Raw genomic sequence first — 24,301 nt, 5'->3', positions numbered from 1 at the left:
CAATCCCGGGCCCGTCAAGGCATTGCCCAATTTGAGTCGCTTTCGGGACGAAGTTTCCACAAGCTTCTTAATCATAGTGCCGGCATGAACGGGGCATTCGATAAGCTTAAGCTCGTCGCGAAACTTCCGCGTTGGGCGACATCTCAGCAGGTACTGGGCCGCGTGGGCGTGCCGGCCATGGCGATCGTCGGCGTGGGCGCCATTGCTGCGATTCTGTTTGGCCTGCAATGCGGTGGACTGGACCGATGCTTTGCCGGCAACGCGCCGGCGACCGTGGCCAGCATCGCGCCGGAGGCTGCCCCGGCTGCTGCCGATACCGCCCTGGCGGCAACGCCGGCGGCCACGGTGACCGAGGTCGCCATGACAGAGCCCGCGGTGGCCGAGGCTCCCGTCACCAAGGTTCCGATGAACAAGACGCCCGAGGTGCCGGAAGGCATCGTTAAGGCGCAGCGCGTCGACCAGATGATCGGCAATACCTTCGTGGCGCTTGCCTCCGACGATGCCGGCTGGCTCGCCGGTGCTGCGGCCAACGCTGCAGCCGATGCCGAAACCTACGCCGAGGGCGACGGCGCCGGACCGCCGGTGCCCGAGGACGACGAAACCGCCGCGGAAGCCGCGAGCGCCATCGCCACCGGCGAAACGCCGGTGCAGCCGCTCGAGCGTCCGACCCCGCTCGACGTTGCCGCCTTTGCCGAGAACTCTGCCGAAACCGCCGCGAATGTGAAGGCCGAGGCGCAGCAGAAGCTCGCCGAGGTGGCGAAGTCCGCTCCGAAGGCCGAGCCTGAGCCCGAGCCGGCCAAGAAAGCCGAGCCGGTCGCCGAGCCGGAGCCTGTAGCGGAACCGGAGCCTGAGCCCAAGAAGGTCGAGGTTGCAACGGCGGGCGACACCCGCACTGTGGCGGGCGCTGGCGTCAACGTACGTTCCGGCCCCGGCAAGTCGAACGGCAGGGTGTTCGGCCTCGCCGGTGGCGAGAAGGTCATGGTCGGTGAAAACCAGCGCGGCTGGCTGAAGATCACCGACGACCAGGGCCGCACCGGCTGGGTCTACAAGGACTACCTGAACTAGCGCGCCGCGCCCTGGCACCATCGAGCCACAGCCCCGACGCTTCACCTCCTCCTTCATGGGGGAGGCCGGGAGGGGCCGTCTGCCGGCAGCTTGCCCACCCCCTCCGCCCCGTGCTCTAACACCCGCACGTGAAGCCCATGGAGATCGCAATGCCCCGAGTCATGTTCATCGAGAGAGGAGCCCTTCCCCAACTTGAGAACGTGACGCGCAATGCGAACACTGAACCTTGGGATTCTGGCGCATGTCGACGCCGGTAAGACATCTCTGACTGAACGGCTGCTTTACGCGGCCGGTGTCATCGACCGCATCGGAAGCGTCGATGACGGCAATACCCAAACCGATACGATGGCGCTGGAGCGCCAGCGCGGCATCACCATCAAGGCCGCGGTGGTGTCGTTCGTCGTCGGCGACACCAAGATCAACCTGATCGACACTCCCGGCCACCCCGACTTCATCGCCGAGGTGGAGCGGGTGCTGAACGTGCTCGATGGCGCCGTGCTGGTGGTCTCGGCGGTCGAGGGCGTGCAGGGCCAGACCCGCGTGCTGATGCGGGCGCTGCAACGGCTCGGCATCCCCACGCTGATCTTCATCAACAAGCTCGACCGCGCCGGCGCCGACCTCGAGCGCACCCTCGCGACCATCGCCCGACGGCTGACCGCCGACATCGTGCCGATGGGCGAGGCGCGGGATCCCGGCACCGCGGCCGCTAGCTTCGAGCGCGGCTTCCGGCGGAACCTCGCCGAGCAGCTCGCCGAACATGACGAGGCGCTGCTCGCCGACTATGTCGACGGCCGCGCTCTCCCCTCCGAACGCCTGTGGCAGGTCCTGGTGCAGCAGAGCCGCAAGGCCGAGCTGCATCCGGTCTTCGCCGGCTCGGCCATCACCGGGGCAGGGGTGGACGGCCTGCTCGCCGGCCTCACCGACCTGCTGCCAGCGGCGGGACGCCCTGCGGACGGCCCGATCTCAGGCACCGTGTTCAAGGTCGAGCGCGGGCCGGCGGGGGAGAAGATCGCCTATGTGCGGATGTTTGGCGGCGCCATCCATACCCGCGACAGGCTGCCCCTGCGCGGCGGCGAGGCTAAGGTCACGGCCATCGAGGTGTTCGACCGCGGCGGCGCGGTGCGGCGCGATGCGGTGGTGGCCGGCGAAATCGCCCGACTGCGCGGCCTTGCCGGGGTGCGCATCGGCGACAGCATCGGCAGCGTCCCACGGGCGCTGGCGCAGCATTTCGCGCCGCCGACGCTCGAAACGCTGGTGGTGCCGTCCCGCCCGGCCGATCGCGCCGCGCTCTGGGCCGCGCTTGGCCAGCTGGCCGAGCAGGACCCGCTGATCAACCTGCGCAAGGATGACATCCGCCAGGAGGTGTTCGTCTCGCTTTATGGCGAGGTGCAGAAGGAAGTGATCGAGGCCACGCTGCGCGACGAGTACGGCCTCGCCGTGGCGTTCCGCGAGACCACCATGATCTGCGTTGAACGCCCGCTTGGCACGGGGGCCGCGCTCGAGACCATCTTCAAGCCGCCCAACCCGTTCCTCGCCACGGTCGGGATCCGGGTCGAGCCGGGTCCGATCGGCTCGGGCATCGACATCCGGCTCGAGGCCATCTTCGGGGCGATGCCGGTGGCATTCTATGAGGTCATAGAACAGTCGATCGGCGAGACGCTGCGGCAGGGCCTCAATGGCTGGCAGGTGACCGACGCGGTCGTCGGCGTCACCCATGCCGGCCAGAAGGCGCCGATGACAGCGGCGGGCGATTTCCGCAACCTGACGCCGCTGGTGCTGATGGAAGCGCTGCGCCTGGCCGGCACCGCGGTGTGCGAGCCGATCCACCATTTCCGCGTGGATGTGCCGTCCGACGTGCTGGCTTCGGCGTTGTCGGTGTTGGCGCGGCTCGATGCATTGCCGGGCCAGCCCATACTTGAAGGGACGAGCTATGTCGTCGAGGGCGAGATCGCGGCGGCACGGGTGCACGAGCTGCAGCAGCTGTTGCCGGGGCTGACCCACGGCGAGGGTGCGCTCGAAACCGCCTTTGCCGGCTATCGCCCCATAGCCGGGCCGCCGCCGACGCGCCGGCGTTCCGACAACAACCCATTGAACCGCAAGGAGTATCTGCTGCATGTGCAGCGGCGCGTTCCCACCTCCATCGGAGAAGACAGATGAGTGACGGTCACGCGGAGATGGTCAGCTAGCCCAGGAGCCCCGCCACATCCTCGTCGCCGAGCTGGCCGAAATGCCGGTAGTGCAGGCTGACCGCGAGGAAGGGCTCGGGGGTCTTGAGGCAGATCAGCATGTCGGCTTCCTGCGCTAATTGCTCGATAGCGTCTGGCGGCCCCACCGGCACGGCGAGGATGATCTTCTGCACGCCCGAAAAGCGCAGTGCGCGGATGGCGGCGCGGGCGGTGTTGCCGGTGGCGACACCGTCATCCACCACCACGCAGATCCGGTCCTTGACCGGGATCGGCTGCCGTCCGCCGCGCCAGGTCAGGCGGCGGCGCTCGATCTCTGCCAGTTGCCGCGCCTGCTCGGCTTCGAGATAGCCGGGCGGTGCATCGGTGAGATGCATCATGGCCTCGCTGACCACCAGCTGCGGCTGCGCGCCTTCGGCCACGGCGCCGATGCCGTATTCCTCGTGCCCCGGCGCACCGATCTTGCGGACCAGCAGCAGGTCGAGCTCGGCCCCGAGCGCTGTCGCCACCTCCCGCGCCACCGGCACGCCGCCGCGGGGCAGCGCCAGGATCAGCGGATTGTCGAGATGCAGCGCCGAAAGCTCGGCGGCCAAGGCCTGGCCGGCCTCATGCCGATCGGTGAAACTGGGTTCGATGCCGTTCTGCGAAAACATCGCCGCGCATCCAGCCGGAGTGGATCGAGGGGGTAACGCAGAGGGGTGGCGGCGGGTTTCACCCGTGGCCAACAACGACCGGCTTGGCACCGACACAACTGCAATAGAAAAGGGCCGGTCTCCCGGCCCTTTGTTTGTCTCGTCGACAGTAGCGACGGAGCCTTACTCGACCTGGCCGATACCGGCCGGCGACTCGCCGGGCGACAGCACGTATTTCCAGATCGCCGCACCGATTGCCGCGCCGATCAGCGGCGCCACGATGAACAGCCAGACCTGCCCGAGCGCGCCGTTCTGCGCGAAAATCGCCGCTGCGATCGAGCGGGCGGGGTTGACCGAGGTGTTCGACACCGGGATCGAGATCAGGTGGATCAGCGTCAGGCTGAGGCCGATGGCGATCGGCGCGAAGCCGGCCGGCACCGCCTTGGCGGTCGAGCCGAGAATGACGATCAGGAAGAACGCCGTGAGCACCACTTCGGCGACCAGTACTGCGGTGAGCCCGTAGCCGCCCGGCGACAGCGCATCGTAGCCGTTGGAAGCGAAACCGCCCGGCGTATAGCCGGCAGTGCCCGAGGCGATGATGAACAGCACCGCCGCACCGGCAATGCCGCCGATCAGCTGTGCCACCCAGTAGGGCACCAGGTCCTTGTAGGCAAAGCGGCCGGCGATCGCGAGGCCGAGCGACACCGCCGGGTTGAAGTGGCCGCCGGAGATGCCGCCTACCGCATAGGCCATGGTCAGCACGGTGAGGCCGAATGCCAGCGACACGCCGACAAAGCCGATGCCGACCTCCGGCACGCCCGCCGCGAGGATCGCGCTGCCGCAACCGCCGAATACAAGCCAGAATGTGCCGAATGCTTCGGCCGATAATTTTCTAAACATGACGCTAGCCCTTTTGGAGACGTTCCCACCAGCGACTGTTAGGCGCACTCGCGCCGGTCGTGAATCGCCGCGCCCGGGTTTTGCACCGTTGTTGTCGTCACGCCGGGCCAGCCCGCATAAGGCTCTGCCGCGCCGCTCCTCTTGCGCGCCGGGCTCGGCCGGCGTCCGGTTTTAGCTCCACTGCAAATGCCGACTCCGATATTCAGCATTTCCAATGCCACACAGCGAGGGATTTCCTATTTGATTAAAATAAGACAACCTTGATGATCGTTATCACCGTAGCAAAATGGCGTCGAACACTGCGCTATTAGGTAACGGACGGGTTACTATGCATTGTCAGCCTGCTGTAAGTCGTGTTCTAATACTTATGTGGACGCGATTCGAGGGTACGGGGATGAGCCCCGTTACCTACTGATGTCGGCACTGACCGACAACAGCTTTGACCTGAAACCCCAGGTGGCAAAGTGGATAGACTTGCGGACTCGATACCCTACAGGCCCTATCTCAACAGAGACCGGCTCATCTATTTGACGCATCCGGATCCACGGATATCAAAAGGACTATGCGATGAGTTCATCGCACAGGGCTTTCAGGTGTCTATGGTGCCCGATGTTCTTGGCCTCACCCGGCTTATGGCGCTGCGGCGCCCGGATCTGGTGATCATGCCACTGTGCAACGACGAGCGCGACATGGGCGATGCCCTCGACGCGCTGGCCGCTATCCGCGGGCAGCATCTTGGCATCCATGCCTTCCTGCTGGCCCCGCCCGACGTGCGTGCAGAGATGGTGGTGGCCGCCATGAAGCACGGCGCGAGCTCGGTGTTCTCCCCGCCTTATCCCCCGGTCGAAGTTGCCGTGGCGGCGCAGGAGATTTTCCGGGGCGACATCCATGTCGAGCAATCCAAGGACGGCCCGTCGACGGTCACGGTGAAAGGCTTCGGCACGCTTACCTACCGCGAGCGGCAGATCCTGCAATATGTCGTCGACGGCCGCACCAACAAGGAGATTGCCGTCGACCTCGGCCTCTCCTATCGCACCGTCGAAGTGCACCGCCGCCATATCATGGAAAAGATCGGCGCCCGGAACACTGCCGAACTGGTGCGGCTCGCCATCGAAAGCTGAGCTTCGACAGCAAAATACCTCCCGGGGCATCTCGGGGGGTACACGCGGCGCCCCCTCCGACGCCGCCCGGCTCCACCGGCATCATGCTCCGCCTCGATGCGGCACAACTGCTCGCGATGGCTCCCGAACAGGCCTGACGCTTTGCGGACAATGATGCCGGTGGTGCCGCTCTTTTTTGCGAGGCAGGCAACTGAGCGCCTCAGTCATCGCCGATCCGAGCAGAGCGAGGAGCGAAGGCGGTGGACCGACGTTCGCCGGTCAGCGCAGCCCGGCTGCGTCCAGCAGCCCAAGCCGCTTGGCATCGTAATAATAGCCGCGCGCGTAATACCGCACCGCGCCGTCGGAATTGTAGCCGGCGGTGACATAGGCGCCGCGCAGGTACTTCACTGCATATTTGAGGTTGGTCTCGGCATCGAGCAGGCCCGACGCGCTGCCGCGATAGCCCATCGTCTTGGCCGTCTCGTGCCGGATCTGCATCAGCCCGTAATACGGCCCGTTGCGCGCGCCGGGGTTGAACCCGCTTTCGCGCTGCACCACCCGCCGCACCAGCGATTCCGGCACGTCGTAGACGCTGGCATATTTGGAAATCAGCCCGTCGACCCCGGACGATGAGGTGCGGACCGGCGCTTCGGCGAACGCCATCGGGAGGAAAGCCTTGTCCTCGGGCCGGGTTTCCGGCACCGGCGCCACGGCGGCAACCGCAGCGGGCCTCGCCGGCTTGAACGCCGGCAGGCTCGCCATCGAGCAGCCAGCCACAAGCGCCGCGACAGCGGGCACGGCAAGCACGATGCGCATGGCGCGAGAAAGAGCGGGGCCCCTGAACATAAGTTTCTATTAACAGAAGGTTTTGGCGGGGGGAACCCGGGGCGTTTGCGCGGTATTTGACGCATCACCGGCCCTGCAGAAACGCGCCTTCTCCCCTTGTGGGAGAAGGTGCCCGAAGGGCGGATGAGGGGTTCTCTCCGCGCATGCTGTCGCTCGTCGCTTCGCTCCGATCGCGCAACCCTGGGTTGCGGGACCCCTCATCCGGCGCTGCGCGCCACCTTCTCCCGCAAGGGGAGAAGGCACACCGATGATGGACGCTGCCGGCGGCTAGGCGATCACCGACTCCTTGAGCGGCGCCGGCCGTTCCACCGGCGTCGTGATCTCCACCGCCCGCCGCTCTCGGCTCGCCGTCTCGAACGCTTCCATCACCTCGAGCACATGCAGTGCCAGGTCGCCCGAGGCGCGATGCGGGCGGCCTTCGATGATCGCGTGCGCCATGTCGGCGACACCCAGCGAGCGATAGTTCGCGTTGGCATAGGGCAGGGTGTACGGCACCGCTGTCCATTCCTTCTCGGTTGCCGCCCGCGTCTTCACCTCGCCGCCGAACATGTTCGGGTCGGGCACCAAGACGCTCTGCTTGGTCCCATAAAGCTCGAACGGCAGGTGCGCATGGCCGGGCACGTCGAAGCTCAGCGTCACCTGGATGATGGCGCCGGATTTGAACTGCAGCAGCCCCGCCACATGCGTCGATACCTTGACCGGCATAAACTGGCCCTTCTTGGGCTCCGAATAGATCGGCCGCTCCTTCTGCGGCGTGGCGCTCATCGCCTGGACGGTCGCCACCGGGCCCAGCAGGTTGATGAGGTCGGTAATGTAATACGGCCCCATGTCGAGCACCGGGCCGCCGCCGACATCGTAGTAGAACGCCGGATCGGGGTGCCAGCGCTCGTGCCCCGGGCAGGCGAAGAACGCCGAGCCGCCGACAATGTCGCCCACCGCGCCGCTATCGAGCAGCGCCCGCGCCTCCTGGTGCGCCCCGCCGAGGAACGTGTCCGGCGCCGAGCCGACCCGCAGCCCAGCCCCTGTCGCCGCATCCGCCAGCTTCTTGCCCTCGGCATAGGTGATGCCCAGCGGCTTCTCGCTGTAAACGTGCTTGCCCGCCGCGATGGCGCGGAGGCCGACCTCGACATGGGCCCGCGGGATGGTGAGGTTGACGATGATCTCGACCTTGGGATCGGCCAGCAGCGCCTCCACCGATACCGCCGTAAGCCCAAACTCGGCGGCCTTCTTTTCCGCCACCTCTGCCTTCATGTCGGCGATGGCGATCACCTCGAGCACCGGGAAATCCCGCATCGCCTTGAGGTACTGGCTCGAGATATTGCCGCACCCGATAATGCCCACGCCAACGCGACGCTTGCCGTCCATAGTCACAATCTCCATCCCTTGCCGGTAAGTCGGCCGACCCGCCAGAAATGGGGCGCCGCTCGATCTTGGCGCCAGCATCGCCGCAATCGGCGTCGATTTCCAGTGGGCATGAGGTACGTAACGCAAGGTTTCTCACCGCCGCCCGATCCTGCTATGAGCGGCGCGATGCTCAATCCCGTCCCCACCAGCTACGACTATCGCCCGCCCACCGAGCCGTGGCTCGACGTGATCCACGCCGACGACGATATCGTGGTGCTCAACAAGCCCTCGGGGCTGCTTTCGGTCGCCGGCAAGGACCCGGCGCTGGCCGATTGCCTCGAGGCGCGGGTCAAGGGCCGCTGGCCCACTGCCGCCATGGCGCACCGCCTCGACAAGGACACGTCCGGCGTCCTGGTGATGTGCCTCAACAAGAAGGCGCTCGGCCATGTCGGCCAGGAATTCGAGCAGCGCCGGGCGAAAAAGTCATACGTGGCAAGGGTCTGGGGCGACGTCGAAGCCGACGAGGGCCGCGTCGACCTGCCGCTCGCCACCGATTGGGAGCATAAGCCGCGCCAGCGCGTCGACTACGAGCGCGGCCGGCCGAGCGTCACCGACTGGAAGGTCGAGACCCGCGAAGGCGGCATTACCCGGGTGCGGCTCTACCCGCTCACCGGGCGCACCCACCAGCTGCGCGTCCACATGCTCGAACTCGGCCATCCGATCCTCGGCGACCCGTTCTACGCGACCGGCGACGCTCTCGCCGCCGCCGACCGGCTGCAGCTCCACGCCGAGGAACTGGCCTTCAACCACCCCCAGGGCCACTGGGTCAGCTTCCGCGTTCCGGCGCCGTTCTGAGCGATTCCGGTCAGTTCCGTCGTCACGAAATCGTCACGGGAGTGCCAGAATCCGGTCCGAAACGGGCCATTTGCGCCTTTTAGCGTCGCCATTGTCTCAACCCGAGCTCGGAGAGAACGATGAGCGAGATCAAGGACCGGCAGGACGCCGTCTCCGATATCGACCCGATCGTCGCCGCCCTGGCAGACGACACGTCCGCCGCCGCGGCCGTCGAAGGCTTTACCGAAGCCGGTGAACCGGTCGAACCCGCAACGGCAGCCGTGACCGGCGACCTCCCGGATACCGACGCCGACACCGACGTTGCCGCCAGCGCTGCTGCGGACGGCGAAGCCGTCGCCGACATGGGCGGCGTCCTCGAAACCGAGGCCGACCTCGCAGCCCAGTTCGACGCCGCGGCTGAGGACCTCGGGGAAGCCGAGGTCGAGGTCATGGAGGTCGGGCCAGCCGAGCCCGTTCTCGCCGGCACCGCCGAGCCCAACACGGCCGCCTACGCGGATACCGTTGTCGAACTCGAATCGTCGGTCAGCGACCTCGAGGCTGATGCCGACGACGACGGCCCGCTGCTGGATGGCGACCTCGAGGACGGCATCGCCTCGGTCTTTGCGGCGTTGCACGCGGCCCGGCAGGACGCCGAGCCGATCGAGCCGCTAGGCGATCTGGAAGCCGCCGACGGCGTCACCTTCCGCCTGCTCGGCGAACTCGACCGCCTCTGGCACCGCGCCGCCTGATCGCAACCCGCACCGCTGCCTCGGCCCGTCACCAGCGGGCCGAGCCAACCCGTCTTGCACTCGTCGCACCAATCGCCTATTGCCTTACCCGCTGCACCCGTAGCTCAGCTGGATAGAGCGCTGCCCTCCGAAGGCAGAGGTCATGAGTTCGAATCTCGTCGGGTGCGCCAAATTTCCACCTAAATATCAAACAATTAGCGGCGCTGTCGTGCTGGTGGTTTGGCGATTGTTTTTCTGGGGTAACACCAGGGTAACACCGATCGGGAATTTGGGGACGTAGTATAACGACCGTACGCCCCCCATCGAAGCGAAAATGCCCAGCTTCAGGCGCGCGGCGTTGAGCTTGGCGTATTCGCTGGCGTCGCGGGTAGCGGCTTCGGCTGCGTCATTGAGCCGAGTGAAATGTTCCAGCATCAAGCGGCCGAGGTCGGTCAGGTGTGTGAGGTGACGCTCGCGGCGGAACAGTTGCCCGCCAAGCTCTTCTTCGAGCTGATGGACTGCACGGCTGAGGGAGGGAACACTGACACCGCACTGCTCGGCGGCGCGCGTGAAATTCAGCGTCTCACCGGCCTTCAGGAAGTAGCGGACCTGATGCAATTCCATTGGAAGCCTCGCGGCAGCGATACTGCGACGTACAAGAAGCGCCTTTCACCGGAGGTGCACCCGTTCTGCCCCCCGGCGGAGTCTCGACGGTTGGGGCGCGAGATCGGCGAGAATGAGGAGCTTCTCGAGGCCATCGCTTACCTCCTCAATTGAACGTAGCTCGCGCGCAACGCCATTCCGAACAGGGCTACCTCGCGATCCTGACAAAGGCTGCGCCGCGCGCATCGAGATAGACACCGCGTGGTGTCTCGACGAGCTTGATCATCACCGCCTCGCAGCTTGGGCAGCGTAGCACGACACCCGGTGCATGGGTGAAGGCGAGCAGGGCGCCCATCATGTGGTCCTGTCCGCAACTCGCGCACTCGGTCAGGTTCGTCGTCATCTCGGCGCCGAACACGGCGGCAAATCGGCCGGCAACCGCATTGCCATCGAGCATCATGGCACGATTGACGTCGTCGGCTTCGGTTTCCATCTTCGCCTCCTAGCTTCCCGAGGGCCCGAACCGCTCGGTGCGGATACGGTTGGCAGGAACACCGATCTCGGCCAGGCCGTTCGCTGCCGCCTCAACCAGCAGCGTTGGTCCGCAGATGTAGCAGAGCGGCGTTCTGCCCAGAGGTCCGGCGACCGTCGCCAGCATCGCTGCGTCAATTCGTCGGCTGTATCCATGCCAGCCCGAAGGCTGGCTGCGTGTGAGGGTGTAGAATACCTCGAGGCCCGATCCGTCGGCGGCAAGCCGGTCGAGTTCCTCGCGATAGATCAGGTCGTGGTAGCTGCGCGCACTGAACAGCAAGCGAGTCGGAACCCGCGAGCCCGCCGCCGCCCGATGTCGCAGCATCGCCATGAGGGGCACGACCCCGGAGCCGCCGGCGATCAACATCAGCGGCCCGCCGAGAGCGGCCTCCCAGACGAAATAGCCGCCGATCGGACCGCGCACCTCGATCCTGTCACCGACGACTGCCACCTCATGCAGAAAGCTCGACACCTCGCCATCGTTGATCTTCTCGATGGTCAGCTGCACTTGCCCCTCCGTCTCCGGTGCCGACGCAATCGAGTAGCTGCGCTGCGCCTCGTAGCCGTCGGCAGCTCTGAGCCGCAGGTCGTAGTGCTGGCCTGCGCGGTGCCGCATCCAGTCCGGCAAGTTGAGGCTGAACGTCTTGACCTCCGGCGTCTCCGGCCGAACCGCCGCAATGGTTGCCAGCTGCCACTGAAGAGGGAGGTTCATTTTCAATCGCCCGTGTAGCGCTCTTCGTTCCAGGGGTCGCCATGGTTGTTGTAGCCGGCCGACTCCCAGAAGCCCGAGCGGTCCTTGTCCATGAACCGGAGACCCGTCACCCACTTCGCACTTTTCCAGAAATAGAGGTGAGGAACGACCAGTCGCGCCGGTCCGCCATGGGCTGCCGCTAGAGGCAGTCCATCATACTCATAGGCAACGAAGGCACGCCCGTTGAGAATGTCGGGCAGCGGCATGTTGGTGGTGTAGCCTTCGATCGTATAGGCGGTGACGAAGGCGGCTCTGGGGTCCAGCCCTACATGTTCGAGCAGCGTGTCGACGCTGACGCCCGTCCAGCGCGTATCGAGCTTGCTCCATGTCGTCACGCAATGGATATCGACCATGAACTGCCGCGCCGGCAGTTTGAGGAACTCGTCCCAGTTCCAGCTCACCTTTTCGCGGACGAAGCCCTCGATGGTGAAGCTCCACCGGTCTAGGGCAACGCGTGGCGTCGGCCCCGCGCTCAGCACCGGGAAATCCTTGACCTCGTGCTGGCCGGGCGGGATGCGTTGGGCGTTGGTCGTGTTGCTGGCCTGGCGCCTCCCCACGAAGCCACGTGTGACAAACTCATTTGCCATTTCTGTCGCCCCTCGAGCAGTGCAAGCCTAGCAGAAGGCGGCGCTCGCACAACTCGCCGCCTATTCCCTCCCAGTCAGACTGTCGCCGCTTCTGACTTTTCTCGCTTGGCAGCCAACGCAGCGATCTCGTGCTCCGGATCACCGAGCCGCCTCGCCGCCGCAATGGCGCGAGCAAAATGCGCGAGAGCCTCGGCGTTGGCGTTGACCTGCTGCGCGACCTCGCCAGCCATCGCGTAATAGAATTTGGCGCGCTCGTCGTCACCAGCGAGTTCGAAATGCTGGGCCAGACGATGTGCCTGACCCTCCAGCCGGTCGGCAAACAACGTCTCGATCGCCTTGGCCACCCGTAGGTGAAATTCGCGGCGTTTTCGGTTGAGGATCGTCGCATACGCAGCGTCGCGCGCGAGCTCATGGCGGAACATGTATTCGAGTTCGGGCTGCCGGCCGGCTTCGCGCAGCAGCTCGACGCGCTGCAGGGAGCGCAGATCCTTGTCGAGCTCTATCGCCGAGTCCGATATCGCCTGCAGGATGCGGTAGTAGAACGAGCGTCCAATGACCGAGGCCATCTGTAGGGTGGCTTTGGCTTCCTCATCGAGCCGGTCGATTCGGGCGACGAGCAAGGCCTGGAGACTGTCGGGGATGGCGAAGTCGGACAGTTGCGCGCCGGGCTTCCAATGCCGGCCGTGCTCCGTCTCGATGATGGCCCCCTGTTCGACCAAGGCGCGGACAATCTCCTCAACAAAATAGGGGTTGCCGTCAGACTTGCGCATGATGAGGTCGCGTGCCTCGGCCGGTATATCCTCGACGCGAAGGTGCGCGGCGATGAGGGCACTGGTGTCTCCATCGTTCAGCGGCTTGAGCACGATCTCGAGATAGCGATGCGGGAAGTCGGTCTCGGCCTTGACCTTCAGTTGCCAGGCCGGCGACTGCCGCTCGGGGCGGAAGGCACAAAGGAAGAGGATCGGCACATCGTCAACGAGGGTAAGAAGATGCATGACCAGCTCGACCGACACGGGATCCGCCCACTGCAGGTCGTCGATCACGACGACTGTCGGCCCCGCCCTGCAGCTCTCGCGAAAGGCCGGCTCCATGAGCTCTGAAATGTCCTTGCGTACGGCCTGCGCGGTAAAACCGAACGTGTCGTCCACCGCCTTGGCGGCGATTACACGCTGCATGGCGATGCTGCACAGCCCGATCGCCTCGGGCGGCGCTTGGTTGAGTGGGTCGAGCTTGGCATGGACCTTGCGGTCGATGACCTCCGGCGGGTCTTCGAGCTCGACGCCGAACCAGCGCCGCGCATAGTTCTGGAACAGGCCGAAGGCGCGACCGGTGTCGTATGGCACCCCGACCATCTCTTCCCACCGGCTTGGGTCATCATGCGCAAGCCAGTAGGCCTTGAGCTCGTCGAGCAGCCGGCTCTTGCCAAGGCCCGCCTCGCCAATCAGGCAGACGACCTGACCGCGCCCTTGCCAGACCTGATCGACAGCCATCTTGAGTTCGTCGAGCTCCCGAGCGCGGCCGACCAATGCGGCGCCCGCGCTCTTCGACAGGCGTTGCGCCACCGGGTTGGCCTTGAGGCCGTTGACGCGATAAGCGATCACCGGGTCCGACTTGCCCTTGAGTGAAACCTCGCCCAGAGACGTCGCCTCGACAGTCGAAGCCACAAGCTTGTAGGTATCGCTCGACAGCTGGACCGTGCCAGGTTCGGCGGTCTGCTGCATCCGGGCGGCGACGTTGACCGCGTCGCCCATTGCCGTGCGCTCCATGGATGTGTTGGAGCCCACGTCGGCGATGACGACGTGGCCGGTGTTAATGCCGATGCGGATATCGAACTCGAGTCCATGCTCGTTCTTCACTTTGGCTGCGTAAACGTGCACAGCCTTGATCATGTCGAGCGCGGCGAGCACGGCGCGGAGTGGATCGTCCTCATGCGCGATGGGCGCACCGAAGAAGGCCAGGATGCCGTCACCCATCAGCCGGCCGACAGTCCCTCCGTACCGCTCGACTGGCCCAGTGAGCAGGGGGAAGGCCCCGTTCATGATCTCTGTCCAGTCTTCGGGGTCAAGCCTTTCGGCGAGGCCGGTCGAGTTCACGACGTCGCCAAACAGGACCGTGACGAGACGGCGCTCGCCCTTCGCGCCTCTGAACTGCGGGGCGGCGGGTGGGACATCTTGCTTTTGCGTTTCGTTCGGATCGGCGGACATGGAACACCACTACCGACACTGTAGGCTCGCCATCCTATACCGACTTTCGGGGCCTCACCACTTTGCGGTTGGAGGTCGGGCGAGAGTCCTCGTGGCTTTGGAAGGCGGCTCTAGATTGCCCCGTTGATGGGTGGGCGCGTCATCGGCCGGCAGAGTTGGTATCTCAAAAGTCGAAGTTATGGGCGGCGGCGTGAAATTTTGACCGTTCGACCGATGCATCATAGTGGGAACCTGGTCGGCGAGCAGGGTCCCGACCGCAGCGGCCACCGACGCGGGCCGGGAACACCACATCGATTTGTATGCTTGAAAGCTTGGGAGGCCACTACTGGGACACGGCTGCCTAAAACGGGGCAGGCCGATTGTGCAAACTACAGCCGAGACAACCTCATGCGAGTGATAGGATCGTCGTCGTCGGTTGGCGAGTGTCCGGTCTCGATAAATCCCAAGCGACGGTAAAATCGAATAGCCTGCTCGTTCTGCGTGTTCACCTCGGTATCCAGCGTCGGTGAGAACGCCAGCGCATGCGAAACAAGCAATCGGCCGACGGCGAAACCGACCGTGACGTGGTCAGCCTGCTGGTGCGGCGGGTGATCGGCAGCGGCCCAAACTGAGGCCCCGAGACGCACCGACCGATCGTTACTGCCGGGCTGCATCTATGACCGCCCATGACAGAGCCAGGGGACTCGATAAGGTGAGGCACCAGCACGCTTGCCAGTGCTCAGCCACGCAGTGCTAAAGCGGCATCCGCATCAACAGCGCCGGCCCGAACCGCGTCTCAGCCGCGCCGATGTCCAAGAATCCAACCGCTCGGTAGAAACCGAGCGCGTGAGGATTCGCCACCACATTTAGGTAGTCGGAGCCCATGCCACGGGCCAGCTCGCACGCTTGCGCAACCAGCATGCGCCCGACGCCGCTACGCCACAGATGCGGGTCGACGAAGAGGCCATCAAGCTCGGCCTCGCCGTCAGGGCGGGGCAACACGACGGCAAATCCGCCCGCAACGCCGCCTAGTTCGGCGATGCAAGTAGCATCGGCGCGTAATTGCTCTACCGGCACGTCGACCGCATCCGGATGAGCCAGCAGAGCCTCGCGGTCGCCAGGATTGGCAAGCGATGCCCGCCGCATCAGCGCGATCAGCGCGTCCCTGTCCGCAGGGCGCGCGGCCCGGATCTGGATCTCTGTCATGGGCGGGACCTATAACACCGGCCGGGCGCAATCCAGCTCCAAGTGAAGCAAGCGATAAGCTCTTCCTTCCCCCATCAAGGCAGATCCCCAGTTGGACTAAACCGAGATGACCATAGAAGCCGACGGCCTGGTCACTCTGCTTGTGGACGTCCGTCGAGAGCCCGGACTGCACGTCAAGCGTGCTGGACCAAGATACTAGCAAATGAACGCGTGCCGTCACGCGGCACGCGCTTGGTGCTACATAGCCGCGAACTGGCGTTCGACCGCCTTGTGATCCTTCTTCCACTGCTCGTAAAGCGCGGCCGACATCTGGTCGGGGAAGACGTCCTCGCTGTCGGCCGCCACGCCATCGATGATGGCGCGAGCGATGTCCGCCGCCGGCGTCTTGGGCATGTCGATGGCCTTGATCATGTCGGTATCCACCGCGCCGGGAAATACGCCCATGACCTTGATGTTCTTCGCTGCAAGGGTCGCCCGCAGTGACTGCGTCATCGACCAGGCCGCGGCCTTGGAGGCATTGTAGACCGAAAGCCCCGGCATCGATGCCAAGGCGACGAGGGTCAGCAGATTGACCACCGTGCCGCCGCCGTTCCTGGAAATTGTCGGTACGAATGCCCGAGTGACATTGAGCGTGCCGGTGAAGTTGGTGGCGAAGTTGCGTTCGACCTGCGCCGAGGTCGCATCGATAAAGCTGCCGAAGTCGAGCACCCCCGCGTTGTTAATCAGGAGGTTCACGTCCCCGGCCTGGGAAACGGCACCTTCGATCTGGGCACCGTCTGTCACATCGAGGACGATCGGCCGAACACGCCCATCAAGGCGCGATAGCAGTGCGACGGCGGCCGGGTCCCGAACGGCGGCATAGACGCGGGTCGCTCCGGCGGTCAGCAACCGGTTGACCAGGGCGCGTCCTATCCCTCGGTTGGCACCGGTAACCAGTGCGACTGCTTTTGAGATTTCCATGAATCTGCTCCTTCGATTGGGGAGCGAAGGGCATATTTCCGGCAGGACATTCCGGAAAGGGATTGTGCCGCACGATATTCGTGCGCAGATTGCACGAATGGACACCGACGCACTCCGCCTGTTCGTTGAGGCAGCCCACGCAGGCAGCTTTGCGGCCGTAGCCCGCCGGAGCGACATGGATCCTTCGGCCGTCTCCCGCGCCGTCGGGCGGCTGGAAGACGAACTCGGCACCCGCCTGTTCCATCGGTCGACCCGCAGCTTGCGGTTGACCGAAGCCGGGTTGCGCTTCGCGGAAAGAGTTGGCGCCCTCCTCGAGGACTTCGAGGCGGCACGCGCCGAGGCCCTGCAGTCGACTGAAATTCCCACCGGGCTGGTCCGGTTGACGGCTTCGGTCGGTTTCGCGCAGGTCTGCGTCGTGCCGCTGCTGGCGGAGTTGCACCGGCGCTTCGACAAACTCCAGCTTGAGCTGATCGCAACGGACGCCAACATGGATCTGGCCGCGGAGGGCATCGACCTGGCCCTGAGGCTGGCTTCGCGGCCGGAAGGCGACTACATCGCCGCCCGGCTGCGGACCACGACCTACCGCGTGGTCGCGTCGCCTGCGTTTGTCGCCGCGCATCGGATGGAGGCGCCAGATCACCTGGCTACGGTGCCCTGCCTCTGCTTTCCACTCCCTGGATTCCGCACGCGCTGGCGTTTCAGGTCCGACACCCGGGAGGAGATCGGCGTCGCAGTAGCCGGTCCGATCCAGGCATCCTCCTCGCTGGCGCTGCGCGAGTTGGCAAGGCAGGGGCTGGGAGTGGCGCTGCTCGCCGACTGGCTGATCGATGCGGATCTGGCGGGAGGCAGCCTCGTCGACATCTTTTCCAACTATCGGGTTACCGCCACCGAATACGACACCGGAGTCTGGTTACTGTACCCCAGCCGAAAGTACTTGCCCGCCAAGACCCGCGCCGTTGCCGACTTCCTGCGGCTGGGCCTGGCAAAGGAGCGCTAGCAGTGCGTCGACTATTCGCAAGCGACCTGTTGCACCTTCACGTCAGTTCGGTTCGGCAGCCGGGACCGACGCATCGGCCGAGCGGGCTCGATATAGTGCTCGAGCACATACTGCCGGATGCGGTCGGCATCGCGGTCGCCCGCTGGTTCGCCGCTAAGAAACTGGCCGTACTGACCCAGCCAAGACCGCCAGTTCGAGAGCCTGTTGATCGGATTCTCGGACTGCGGCATTAGCACCCGATAGTCGGTACCGCCGTTCTGGAAATCCTCCCGCAGCCTCGGCCGCGGGCCGAGGATAGAGGCGCTCGTCTGGCATGTAGCGCAGGATTTCCTCGGTGATGCGCCGGTAGGCGCTGCATCAGTCGCGAGCCTTGGCGACGGCCGCCGTGCGGGTAACGGCGGCTCCGGAGGCGGCGCAGGCCGAGGCGGTGCGTCCTCCGACTTGTGGACCCACCCTCCTTCTTTGAAGGTCAGGGCCGAGAGTGTCTTCTTGTCGAAGAATGAATAGATGTCAGCTCGCTTGCTGACGAAATCGTCCACTTCGAAGATCGGCTCTTCGGAGTGGCACGTGAAGGCCACCTGTTCGACATCGTCGGAAGCCAAGAGTTGAGAGACGACCGAGTTCTTCGTTCCGTGCCGCTTGGCCGATACGATACCCGAACCGCGGAACGGTTGCGATCCAGTCCGCACCACTTTCGTTTTGACCAAGTACTTTGAGCAAGGCTGCGATCTGAACGGAAAGGTTGGCCTCATCAACGATCTGGTTTGGCCAGCCAGCGGATAGCAGGTTGCCGGTCACGGCACCCAGCAGGATCATCCAGTTTCTCATGCGGCGCCTCCTGATGGTGTTTCCCGCTCGTAGCACGACGGACCTTGGGGCGTGAAGCTCAACGGAACGAGCGGTGGTTCAAGCACTAGCTTCCTGGTCGAGGCTTCTGACGATGGCAGAGAGCTTCGGCCTTGTGGGACAGTGACCGTACGGGGTTGGCTGTTGGCGCCGGAAGTGCTTGGCGTCATCCAACCGGGTTTGGCCTTCGTGTTGCGGGAAGGCCTGAAAGTCGTTGCCCGAGGCAGTATCCTTCAGACAACGGTGGCACCCTAGCTATGGGCGTGGGATCAAATGTCCGCTTTGGCCAAAAGCGGACCTGGTGTTACCCCGGTGTTACCCGATCCTGCGGTGGAGTGGAACTTTCGAAGAGCCTGAGATTAAAGTCGATATTCGTCAGCACCTTGGGACTATCCGCCGTCCTCAATGTCCGATGGACGCTTGCCTTCTGTAGGCAGAGGTTCCCAGTTTGGTACTGCTGCACGGACTTTGCGCGAAGAACCTCAGCCGACCTTTTTCGCCCGCATCGAAGCAAGCATTTCGCGGCCCAGTTGAAGCGCTAGGGCGTCGTCTTCTTTGGCATACGCTGCTGCTTTGATTAGTTCGTGTTGTTGGTGTCGTGGTAACTCGCCATAGCTCCTCATGGTCACTATGACGTCATCGTGGCCGAGGTTCTGAGACCAGGCTTTCCTTGCAGCGTCGCTGAGTGGCAGTTCCATGCCCAATCGTGTGACCGTCTTACGAAATGAATGCGGGTTAAAGTACGGGAGGCCCGCAGCAAGGAACGCCCGCTGGAACACCGTTCGGATAGGATCGGCGTTGGCCCAGCAGGTTCTGCTGAATCCCTGGCGGGTGAAGTTCCCGTCTTCGCCGACTTTCACCTTGGCAGGTGGAAAGAGAGGGTCGTTCGGGCCGAAATCGTGAGTCTTTCGCAGATAATCGACCCAACTCCGCACGATGGCTTCGGCCTTTCCACCCACCGGGAAGAAGGTCGTATCGATGCCCTTGGAAAACTTGGTTCTCACCTCCCGCCCGTCCTGAAACACCGAACCGGCCTCGAGGTCGACATGCTTGAGGCGCAAGGATGCCACGGCGTCGTCCCGCGCAGCAGTGAGGATCGTGAACGCCATCAGCGCTTGGTCACGTAGTTCGACCGCAGTCCCAACTGGCATTGAATCGATAACGAAATGAACCTGCTCGAGTGTCGGTACTCGATCCGGACCACTGATTTTTGCGGCGGTGCGGTCCTTCAGCGATGTCTTGAAGTAATCTGCGGCAGTCTTGGTGATCCGGCCGCGATAGCCCGGTTGGTCGGACAGCCAGGTAAAGAACTTTCGAAGTGCGGCCAGCGTGGAATATACCGTCGCCTTGCTTAGCTTGTCGCCCGTTCGAATGTTGGATTGGTCGGCAAGATGCTGCTTGAACGAGATGGCGAGTTCGGTGCGATAGCGCCCAAAATCGCGCCAGCCTGAATGAGCTTCGTATCGGGCGATCGCTTTTGCCTCTGCCTCGATGGAGTGGATATTCAACTGCCCATGCTCCTTGAGGTATTCGAAGTAGCGACGCTTCAGCCGCTCATTCTTGCCATTGGTTTTCACGGGACATTTCCCTTCTCTGCCGAGTCACAGTTGGCGCTGGGGGCGGATGCATCGCCTATGCGTGCTGGTAGCTTCCATACAGAGAGTTGGTCGAGCGCGCGAAAATGAGTAAGCCGGGCGACCCCGACCCGCTGGCTCATCATCCGATTGCAATCCGGACAGATCCCCGAGACCTTCCAAACCTTGGCATTTAGCGGTTCGATTTCGACCAGGTCACCGGCGGGACGCTGCGCCTTGTGACAGGGAGCACAATAGATCTCAGCCGGGCCGCATGGCCGTTTCCCCGCCGCACGGCGCGATGCATGGAAGGCGTTCAGAACGTCCCCCTTGACGAGCGCTGGCCGTTTTTCGTCGATCGGCTCCAGCCCCAAGCGAAACCAGCTGCGAACGGTGTTGCGGTGGCAGTCGTACAGAGCCGCCATGTCGGCAACGCTATATGTGAAGAGCGCTTTGGCCAGCCGGGGATTTGGGCGACGCCGACGCATCGGCGACGCCTACTCGGCCACCGAGGTTGAGCGTCGCGGCTCGCTAATCCGCGATTGGGCCCAGGTGTCGAGGTCTGACGCCGCATAGAGGGGAAAGCGGCCTGCCTTGCGGAAAATCGGTCCACCACCGACTACCGCGAGCTTGGCCAGCCATTTGGGCGAGCAGGGCATGCCCCAGGTGGTCCGAACGTAGTGCGCGGCGTCGGTGCGGCGAAGGTATCTAGTGGTGGTTTCAGTCATCTGCATTCTCCTGCTTCGCGATCAGGGTTGCCCGCGATTGCTGGAGGATGAAGTGACTTGAACCGCGACCCGGAAAAAGGCGCCGCGAAATCCGGTTGGGCGATTATTTCTGACTTCGCAACTCGCGGTGTCGCGCTCGAATGCCAGTCTCGATCGCCTTGGGTTTGGCCTGCGGCTTATCCGCGTGCACCTTCGCCAGCCACTGGGACAAATCCTTCGATTCTGCGACGACGCTTTCTTTCATCTCGCCATTGCCCGCTCGCCGGTCGAGCTCAGCCACGACCAGATGCATTGATGTCGGCCTTCCGGGCGCGCCTGACGCCATCGGCGCGAGGGATTGAAACGGCCAGCGCTCACGCACATCGCCCTTCTCAACCATGAGTTGTGTCCAGTGGTCCTTGTGGCGACTTATCAGGGCATCGTCGAAGCCGTTTCGCCAGTGTTCCTCATCAATGTAAGGGTAGCACCTGAGGTAGACCGTATCGCTCAATATGAGGTCGATCGATGACTCGGCAAACGGGTAATCCACACGGCAGCCGGCAAAATGATATCCGGACACTCTTTCACGAGCGCCCGATTTTAGGCCCACAACGCGAACCTTTTCCGAAGCCACTGCGCCGAGTAACTGCTCGAAGGCTGGGCCCCAAACGGTGTTGTCCGACGGATCAAAATCGATAGTGCCACCCTCGGTTGCAATCCACTGTGCAGCGCAGCCTAGCGGTATGTACCCATCCCCCTCGGGCGGGACCAACGGAGGTAGAATGACTGCCTCACGACGCGGCCCCCAAAGATGACGGACGCCTTTGGAGGGGAGGAGTGGATCGACATAGTCGGCACTTCCCCCTGCGCGTCCGACTTCATCGCGGTGGTCGCTGAAGTGCGGCTCTAGCGCATGCCATTCCGAAGCCGGAATGAGAGTACGACTGCCGCTTGTTCGTGCTACGCCGGTCGCGGGCAAGAGCCCTTCCTGCAATATACTCCAAAGCGCGTCGCGAGCGTCGGCTACGCTCATCACTGCCGGCTTCCCGTCCTCCTCCATTCCCCCAACGATCGCAAGCAACTCGAGCCCCAGAGATGTAGCCGGCTCCAGGTGGTAGAGTAGCCAGCCTCTGTGAACTTCCCCGCCCGGTCCGTCGCGCCAGCTGCCGCGGCGCCAGATCGGGTATCGTGCGCGATATTTGTTCCAGGCCAGCCTGACCGCGTCGACCGAGCGCATTGAGATCCAAGCCATTGCCATGGGAAAGGTCCATTGCTGCTCGGCCAAAGGGTCGTACGCGGCGATGTCGGGTTCAGGTGCCAGTGGCGCCCATCCGCGCCGGGTCGCTTCGGCCTCAGCTTCAGCTGGCTTCGCGCGGTCAAACTTCAGTTCATCGAAAAGATCTTCGCGCGAGTTTGCGTCCAACAAGCTCAATGGTTCACACCTCGGAACGTCCGCAGCCAGAAACTCAGAAGATCAGGCTAGCAGATCAGGGCAGAACTTGGGGACGTCGAGCATTTTGGCGCCCTGGGCTCTCAACAGAATTGTGCTCCTTTCCGCCGAGCTGCCTGAAAGGGATGATTTGGAGATGAGCAGGAAAGATCGGTGGCTTTGGGGGGACGGCGGCGGCGGCCTGTCGGGCGGAGGCTGTAGCTGAAGGCGGGTGGCGCCCCTTCGCAATAACCACCGGCCGGTGCTGATGCCGGAGGTCGAACTCAGCCAGGCGCGGGTCGAAGGCCTGTGGGCGCGCGATCGTGTGGCGCTGGTGAAGTGCGGTTTGAGGCTCGGCGACCTGGTCGCGTTCTGTGAGGATCTGTCGCTGCGGTTGTCGGCCGCAAATTTGCGGAAGTAGCTGCCCGATGGTGCGGCGCTCAACGTCAACACCGCCGGCGTCACGGCGACCCGTGCGGGGAGGCGGTGCGTTGGAGGACAGTCTGTCCGAGATCATGCGGGCCGTCGGCCGGCTGGAAGCGACGATCGAGGGGCTCAAGGAGGATATAGTCGACGGAAAGGAAAGTCGCGGGCGTATCCACTCGAAGCTCGAGAAGATTGAAGAGGACGTGGTGATCGTTGGCGCGACAGCAGCTCAGGCGCGCGACAAGGCGAACGTCGTCGGCGACCTGGTGGCGCAGGACGTGAAGCCGGTCACCGATGAGATCAAGCTGATGGGGCTCGGCGCCTTGGCGCTGCTCGGCTTTGCGTTCACACTGCTCGGCATCAGCTTGGCGACAGTTGGGTCAGGGTTCTTTCGGCGATCCGGGGGTGGCTGCCGCGTCCCTAGAGACGCACGTCGGGCTCCCGCGCGAATTGGCGATTGATCGCGGGGGGACCTGCATCTGGCCCTATTGCACGAAACGCAAACCAACCTAATGTTTAGTATCGATGCTCCGGGTCCAGCAGTAGTTCAGCGCCATGGGCCCATATTTGAGGGTCGCGTGCTCAGGGGGCGTTACGGCATCGGGTGGATGGTTGCAGCTTGGCTGGCCATCGTCGTTCTAATCGCTCTTGGCATCGTGCTGGTGGGTCAGTTCGCCAACTGGCGATAACCCAATGCATCGGATCGATTTTTCAGGTGCGGAGTTCCTCACGGGTCTGAGGAGGCCGCGCGATGACACGTTACTTTTTTGACCTACATGACAGCGACGATGGTGTTTTCCAGGACCGAGAGGGTCAGGAGCTTACCAATGACGAGCAAGCTCGGATCCAGGCTGCGCACACCCTCACGGAGATTGCTCGAGACTGTCTCCCCAAAGACGGCTTGCTCAGGGATCTAAAGGTGCTCGTTCGCACCGACGCTCACGGACCGCTGTGGGAGACCAGACTGCATTGGGAGACGCGCCACCTCAATGGCCAAACCGAAACAGAGTAACGCCAACCCACTCGAGGAGCCGGGCCAGTACCCCCTAGCCCTTCTTGCGATTGGCGGCGGCATCAGCATCTGCCCGGCTCGGGCCGGCCTTCCGGATGATCTCGCGCGCCTCGTCGAGCGTGATGCCGTGCTTGTCGGCGAAGTAGCTCACTTCGTACTGCTGCTCAGCCGCAACGCGAGACCGGTCCTGCTGTCCCTGGTTGCTTTTGTCGTCGGCCATCTTGTCTCTCCACCGGAACTGATGATGGAATTGCCAACGTCACGGCCGAGCTTTGGTTTCCGCCTTCTGTTAGCGGAGCGGGACCGCCGATTTGGGCGACCCCGCTCCATTCTTGATGTCCCCAGGTTGCGGCCACAGGGCATCAATACTTTGGCGATCCGGCGAGCGAACCTGAGTTGCAGCGTTGCCCGCCGGACCGTTGGGCCTCCGGACCAAGGGGCGGGCCGGAGGCGACTTAGGAATTTGCCAGCGATTCAACCTACCGCGACGTGTTGCGTTCCGGATGGCGACTTCAGTCGCCAGCGGTCTGAAGTCGCCATCCGGAAAGGACTTACCCGCCCTGGGGGACGCGAGGAATAGAACTGTGGCATCCCCGCCGCAAGCAAGACGAAAAAGTGTCGCAAAACCGACTTGTCACTTGCCCGGAAGCTCATTGATCTATCAAAGACATGCCAGTTGATGAAGAGGACGCGTCATGAATCTTAGATTTCTACTGTCAGTCTCAGCGGCAGCCCTTGTAGTGGCGGCAGGCGCGGCCAACGCCGCCGATCTGATTGTCGATGAAGCGCCCGTGATGGCCCCCGCGGCTGTATCGGGCATCAAGGGCGTAGTGGACGTGGGTTTGCTCGCGACCTAC

At 63.9% G+C, this 24,301-nt stretch carries 24 protein-coding genes, 1 tRNA gene and 1 pseudogene; 10 read left to right on the top strand and 16 right to left on the bottom strand.

Translation table 11 applies throughout. The features are described from left to right. Positions 1–177 precede the first annotated feature (177 nt). Both AC1DWU_RS22570 and AC1DWU_RS22565 read left to right on the top strand, forming a co-directional pair. Positions 178–1,065, top strand: coding sequence for an SH3 domain-containing protein (locus AC1DWU_RS22570; protein WP_477152268.1), 888 nt, complete (start codon positions 178–180; stop codon positions 1,063–1,065). Positions 1,066–1,275: 210 nt separating this feature from the next. After that, on the top strand, positions 1,276–3,222 hold the full coding sequence (locus AC1DWU_RS22565) for a GTP-binding protein (RefSeq protein WP_477152267.1): 1,947 nt from the start codon (positions 1,276–1,278) through the stop codon (positions 3,220–3,222). A gap of 25 nt (positions 3,223–3,247) precedes the next feature. Here AC1DWU_RS22565 and AC1DWU_RS22560 read toward each other — a convergent pair whose 3' ends face one another. Together AC1DWU_RS22560 and aqpZ are read right to left on the bottom strand one after the other, a co-directional pair. Then, positions 3,248–3,901, bottom strand: coding sequence for a phosphoribosyltransferase (locus AC1DWU_RS22560; RefSeq protein ID WP_477152266.1), 654 nt, complete (start codon positions 3,899–3,901; stop codon positions 3,248–3,250). 162 nt (positions 3,902–4,063) lie between these two features. Further along, positions 4,064–4,780, bottom strand: coding sequence for an aquaporin Z (aqpZ, locus tag AC1DWU_RS22555; protein WP_477152265.1), 717 nt, complete (start codon positions 4,778–4,780; stop codon positions 4,064–4,066). A gap of 602 nt (positions 4,781–5,382) precedes the next feature. Here aqpZ and AC1DWU_RS22550 point away from each other — a divergent pair. After that, the gene (locus tag AC1DWU_RS22550) at positions 5,383–5,901 is read left to right on the top strand and encodes a response regulator transcription factor (RefSeq protein ID WP_477152264.1); all 519 of its coding nucleotides are present in this window, start codon (positions 5,383–5,385) and stop codon (positions 5,899–5,901) included. Between the two features lie 258 nt (positions 5,902–6,159). Here AC1DWU_RS22550 and AC1DWU_RS22545 read toward each other — a convergent pair. Then, positions 6,160–6,498: pseudogene (locus tag AC1DWU_RS22545) on the bottom strand (transglycosylase SLT domain-containing protein); the annotation flags it as partial. Positions 6,499–6,993: 495 nt separating this feature from the next. Beyond that, positions 6,994–8,091: a Gfo/Idh/MocA family protein gene (locus tag AC1DWU_RS22540; protein ID WP_477152263.1), complete on the bottom strand. Its 1,098-nt coding sequence runs from the start codon at positions 8,089–8,091 to the stop codon at positions 6,994–6,996. A 153-nt stretch (positions 8,092–8,244) separates the two neighbouring features. Between AC1DWU_RS22540 and AC1DWU_RS22535 the strand changes: the two genes are divergently transcribed. From AC1DWU_RS22535 to AC1DWU_RS22525, 3 genes are all read left to right on the top strand, one after another. Beyond that, a complete protein-coding gene (locus AC1DWU_RS22535) occupies positions 8,245–8,925 on the top strand; it encodes a pseudouridine synthase (RefSeq protein WP_477152262.1) in 681 nt (226 codons plus the stop codon). Between the two features lie 119 nt (positions 8,926–9,044). Further along, complete coding sequence (locus tag AC1DWU_RS22530; protein WP_477152261.1) at positions 9,045–9,653, top strand: hypothetical protein; 609 nt, start codon at positions 9,045–9,047, stop codon at positions 9,651–9,653. Between the two features lie 93 nt (positions 9,654–9,746). After that, positions 9,747–9,823 (top strand) — tRNA-Arg (locus AC1DWU_RS22525). Between the two features lie 16 nt (positions 9,824–9,839). Here AC1DWU_RS22525 and AC1DWU_RS22520 read toward each other — a convergent pair. From AC1DWU_RS22520 to AC1DWU_RS22490, 7 genes are all read right to left on the bottom strand, one after another. After that, positions 9,840–10,256, bottom strand: coding sequence for a LysR family transcriptional regulator (locus AC1DWU_RS22520; RefSeq protein WP_477152260.1), 417 nt, complete (start codon positions 10,254–10,256; stop codon positions 9,840–9,842). 187 nt (positions 10,257–10,443) lie between these two features. Continuing rightward, on the bottom strand, positions 10,444–10,728 hold the full coding sequence (locus AC1DWU_RS22515) for a DUF6510 family protein (RefSeq protein WP_477152259.1): 285 nt from the start codon (positions 10,726–10,728) through the stop codon (positions 10,444–10,446). 9 nt (positions 10,729–10,737) lie between these two features. Then, entirely contained in the window at positions 10,738–11,478 is a 741-nt protein-coding gene (locus tag AC1DWU_RS22510) for a ferredoxin reductase (protein WP_477152258.1), read from the bottom strand. 2 nt (positions 11,479–11,480) lie between these two features. Continuing rightward, a complete protein-coding gene (locus AC1DWU_RS22505; RefSeq protein WP_477152257.1) occupies positions 11,481–12,104 on the bottom strand; it encodes a sulfite oxidase-like oxidoreductase in 624 nt (207 codons plus the stop codon). A 74-nt stretch (positions 12,105–12,178) separates the two neighbouring features. Beyond that, complete coding sequence (locus AC1DWU_RS22500) at positions 12,179–14,308, bottom strand: ATP-binding protein (protein ID WP_477152256.1); 2,130 nt, start codon at positions 14,306–14,308, stop codon at positions 12,179–12,181. A gap of 732 nt (positions 14,309–15,040) precedes the next feature. Further along, complete coding sequence (locus AC1DWU_RS22495; RefSeq protein ID WP_477152255.1) at positions 15,041–15,493, bottom strand: GNAT family N-acetyltransferase; 453 nt, start codon at positions 15,491–15,493, stop codon at positions 15,041–15,043. Between the two features lie 237 nt (positions 15,494–15,730). Then, positions 15,731–16,453 carry an SDR family oxidoreductase gene (locus AC1DWU_RS22490; protein WP_477152254.1) on the bottom strand — a complete coding sequence of 241 codons (723 nt, stop codon included), beginning with the start codon at positions 16,451–16,453 and terminating at the stop codon, positions 15,731–15,733. On the opposite strand from AC1DWU_RS22490, the gene AC1DWU_RS22485 reads away from it, so the two are divergent. Then, positions 16,452–17,450, top strand: coding sequence for a LysR family transcriptional regulator (locus AC1DWU_RS22485; RefSeq protein WP_477152253.1), 999 nt, complete (start codon positions 16,452–16,454; stop codon positions 17,448–17,450). The genes AC1DWU_RS22490 and AC1DWU_RS22485 overlap by 2 nt on opposite strands. Before the next feature lie 11 nt (positions 17,451–17,461). Here AC1DWU_RS22485 and AC1DWU_RS22480 read toward each other — a convergent pair whose 3' ends face one another. From AC1DWU_RS22480 to AC1DWU_RS22465, 4 genes are all read right to left on the bottom strand, one after another. After that, positions 17,462–18,157 (bottom strand): hypothetical protein, encoded by a 696-nt coding sequence (locus AC1DWU_RS22480; protein ID WP_477152252.1) that lies wholly within the window; start codon positions 18,155–18,157, stop codon positions 17,462–17,464. A gap of 621 nt (positions 18,158–18,778) precedes the next feature. Continuing rightward, positions 18,779–19,873 carry a tyrosine-type recombinase/integrase gene (locus tag AC1DWU_RS22475; protein ID WP_477152251.1) on the bottom strand — a complete coding sequence of 365 codons (1,095 nt, stop codon included), beginning with the start codon at positions 19,871–19,873 and terminating at the stop codon, positions 18,779–18,781. A gap of 494 nt (positions 19,874–20,367) precedes the next feature. Continuing rightward, positions 20,368–20,598, bottom strand: coding sequence for a helix-turn-helix transcriptional regulator (locus AC1DWU_RS22470; RefSeq protein ID WP_477152250.1), 231 nt, complete (start codon positions 20,596–20,598; stop codon positions 20,368–20,370). 103 nt (positions 20,599–20,701) lie between these two features. Then, positions 20,702–22,009 (bottom strand): hypothetical protein, encoded by a 1,308-nt coding sequence (locus AC1DWU_RS22465; protein WP_477152249.1) that lies wholly within the window; start codon positions 22,007–22,009, stop codon positions 20,702–20,704. Between the two features lie 229 nt (positions 22,010–22,238). Here AC1DWU_RS22465 and AC1DWU_RS22460 point away from each other — a divergent pair, with 229 nt between their 5' ends. The 3 genes from AC1DWU_RS22460 to AC1DWU_RS22450 all read left to right on the top strand — a co-directional run bounded on the left by AC1DWU_RS22460 (position 22,239) and on the right by AC1DWU_RS22450 (position 23,444). Continuing rightward, positions 22,239–22,427: a hypothetical protein gene (locus AC1DWU_RS22460; RefSeq protein ID WP_477152248.1), complete on the top strand. Its 189-nt coding sequence runs from the start codon at positions 22,239–22,241 to the stop codon at positions 22,425–22,427. Between the two features lie 94 nt (positions 22,428–22,521). Continuing rightward, positions 22,522–22,893: a hypothetical protein gene (locus AC1DWU_RS22455; protein WP_477152247.1), complete on the top strand. Its 372-nt coding sequence runs from the start codon at positions 22,522–22,524 to the stop codon at positions 22,891–22,893. Between the two features lie 290 nt (positions 22,894–23,183). Continuing rightward, positions 23,184–23,444: a DUF6894 family protein gene (locus tag AC1DWU_RS22450; RefSeq protein WP_477152246.1), complete on the top strand. Its 261-nt coding sequence runs from the start codon at positions 23,184–23,186 to the stop codon at positions 23,442–23,444. A 34-nt stretch (positions 23,445–23,478) separates the two neighbouring features. Here AC1DWU_RS22450 and AC1DWU_RS22445 read toward each other — a convergent pair whose 3' ends face one another. Further along, positions 23,479–23,664: a DUF3606 domain-containing protein gene (locus tag AC1DWU_RS22445; protein ID WP_477152245.1), complete on the bottom strand. Its 186-nt coding sequence runs from the start codon at positions 23,662–23,664 to the stop codon at positions 23,479–23,481. Positions 23,665–24,301 lie beyond the last annotated feature (637 nt).

The organism is Devosia sp. P2_G7 (assembly GCF_056403495.1).
This window is presented reverse-complemented; position numbering and strand designations above follow the sequence as displayed.

Bases quoted from the DNA above. Each gene is read 5' to 3' on its own strand.
- AC1DWU_RS22570 (WP_477152268.1), top strand. From the start codon at position 178: ATGGCGATCGTCGGCGTGGGCGCCATTGCTGCGATTCTGTTTGGCCTG.
- AC1DWU_RS22565 (WP_477152267.1), top strand. From the start codon at position 1,276: ATGCGAACACTGAACCTTGGGATTCTGGCGCATGTCGACGCCGGTAAG.
- AC1DWU_RS22560 (WP_477152266.1), bottom strand. From the start codon at position 3,901: ATGTTTTCGCAGAACGGCATCGAACCCAGTTTCACCGATCGGCATGAG.
- aqpZ (WP_477152265.1), bottom strand. From the start codon at position 4,780: ATGTTTAGAAAATTATCGGCCGAAGCATTCGGCACATTCTGGCTTGTA.
- AC1DWU_RS22540 (WP_477152263.1), bottom strand. From the start codon at position 8,091: ATGGACGGCAAGCGTCGCGTTGGCGTGGGCATTATCGGGTGCGGCAAT.
- AC1DWU_RS22535 (WP_477152262.1), top strand. From the start codon at position 8,245: ATGAGCGGCGCGATGCTCAATCCCGTCCCCACCAGCTACGACTATCGC.
- AC1DWU_RS22530 (WP_477152261.1), top strand. From the start codon at position 9,045: ATGAGCGAGATCAAGGACCGGCAGGACGCCGTCTCCGATATCGACCCG.
- AC1DWU_RS22520 (WP_477152260.1), bottom strand. From the start codon at position 10,256: ATGGAATTGCATCAGGTCCGCTACTTCCTGAAGGCCGGTGAGACGCTG.
- AC1DWU_RS22515 (WP_477152259.1), bottom strand. From the start codon at position 10,728: ATGGAAACCGAAGCCGACGACGTCAATCGTGCCATGATGCTCGATGGC.
- AC1DWU_RS22510 (WP_477152258.1), bottom strand. From the start codon at position 11,478: ATGAACCTCCCTCTTCAGTGGCAGCTGGCAACCATTGCGGCGGTTCGG.
- AC1DWU_RS22505 (WP_477152257.1), bottom strand. From the start codon at position 12,104: ATGGCAAATGAGTTTGTCACACGTGGCTTCGTGGGGAGGCGCCAGGCC.
- AC1DWU_RS22500 (WP_477152256.1), bottom strand. From the start codon at position 14,308: ATGTCCGCCGATCCGAACGAAACGCAAAAGCAAGATGTCCCACCCGCC.
- AC1DWU_RS22495 (WP_477152255.1), bottom strand. From the start codon at position 15,493: ATGACAGAGATCCAGATCCGGGCCGCGCGCCCTGCGGACAGGGACGCG.
- AC1DWU_RS22485 (WP_477152253.1), top strand. From the start codon at position 16,452: ATGAATCTGCTCCTTCGATTGGGGAGCGAAGGGCATATTTCCGGCAGG.
- AC1DWU_RS22490 (WP_477152254.1), bottom strand. From the start codon at position 16,453: ATGGAAATCTCAAAAGCAGTCGCACTGGTTACCGGTGCCAACCGAGGG.
- AC1DWU_RS22470 (WP_477152250.1), bottom strand. From the start codon at position 20,598: ATGACTGAAACCACCACTAGATACCTTCGCCGCACCGACGCCGCGCAC.
- AC1DWU_RS22455 (WP_477152247.1), top strand. From the start codon at position 22,522: ATGCGGGCCGTCGGCCGGCTGGAAGCGACGATCGAGGGGCTCAAGGAG.
- AC1DWU_RS22450 (WP_477152246.1), top strand. From the start codon at position 23,184: ATGACACGTTACTTTTTTGACCTACATGACAGCGACGATGGTGTTTTC.
- AC1DWU_RS22445 (WP_477152245.1), bottom strand. From the start codon at position 23,664: ATGGCCGACGACAAAAGCAACCAGGGACAGCAGGACCGGTCTCGCGTT.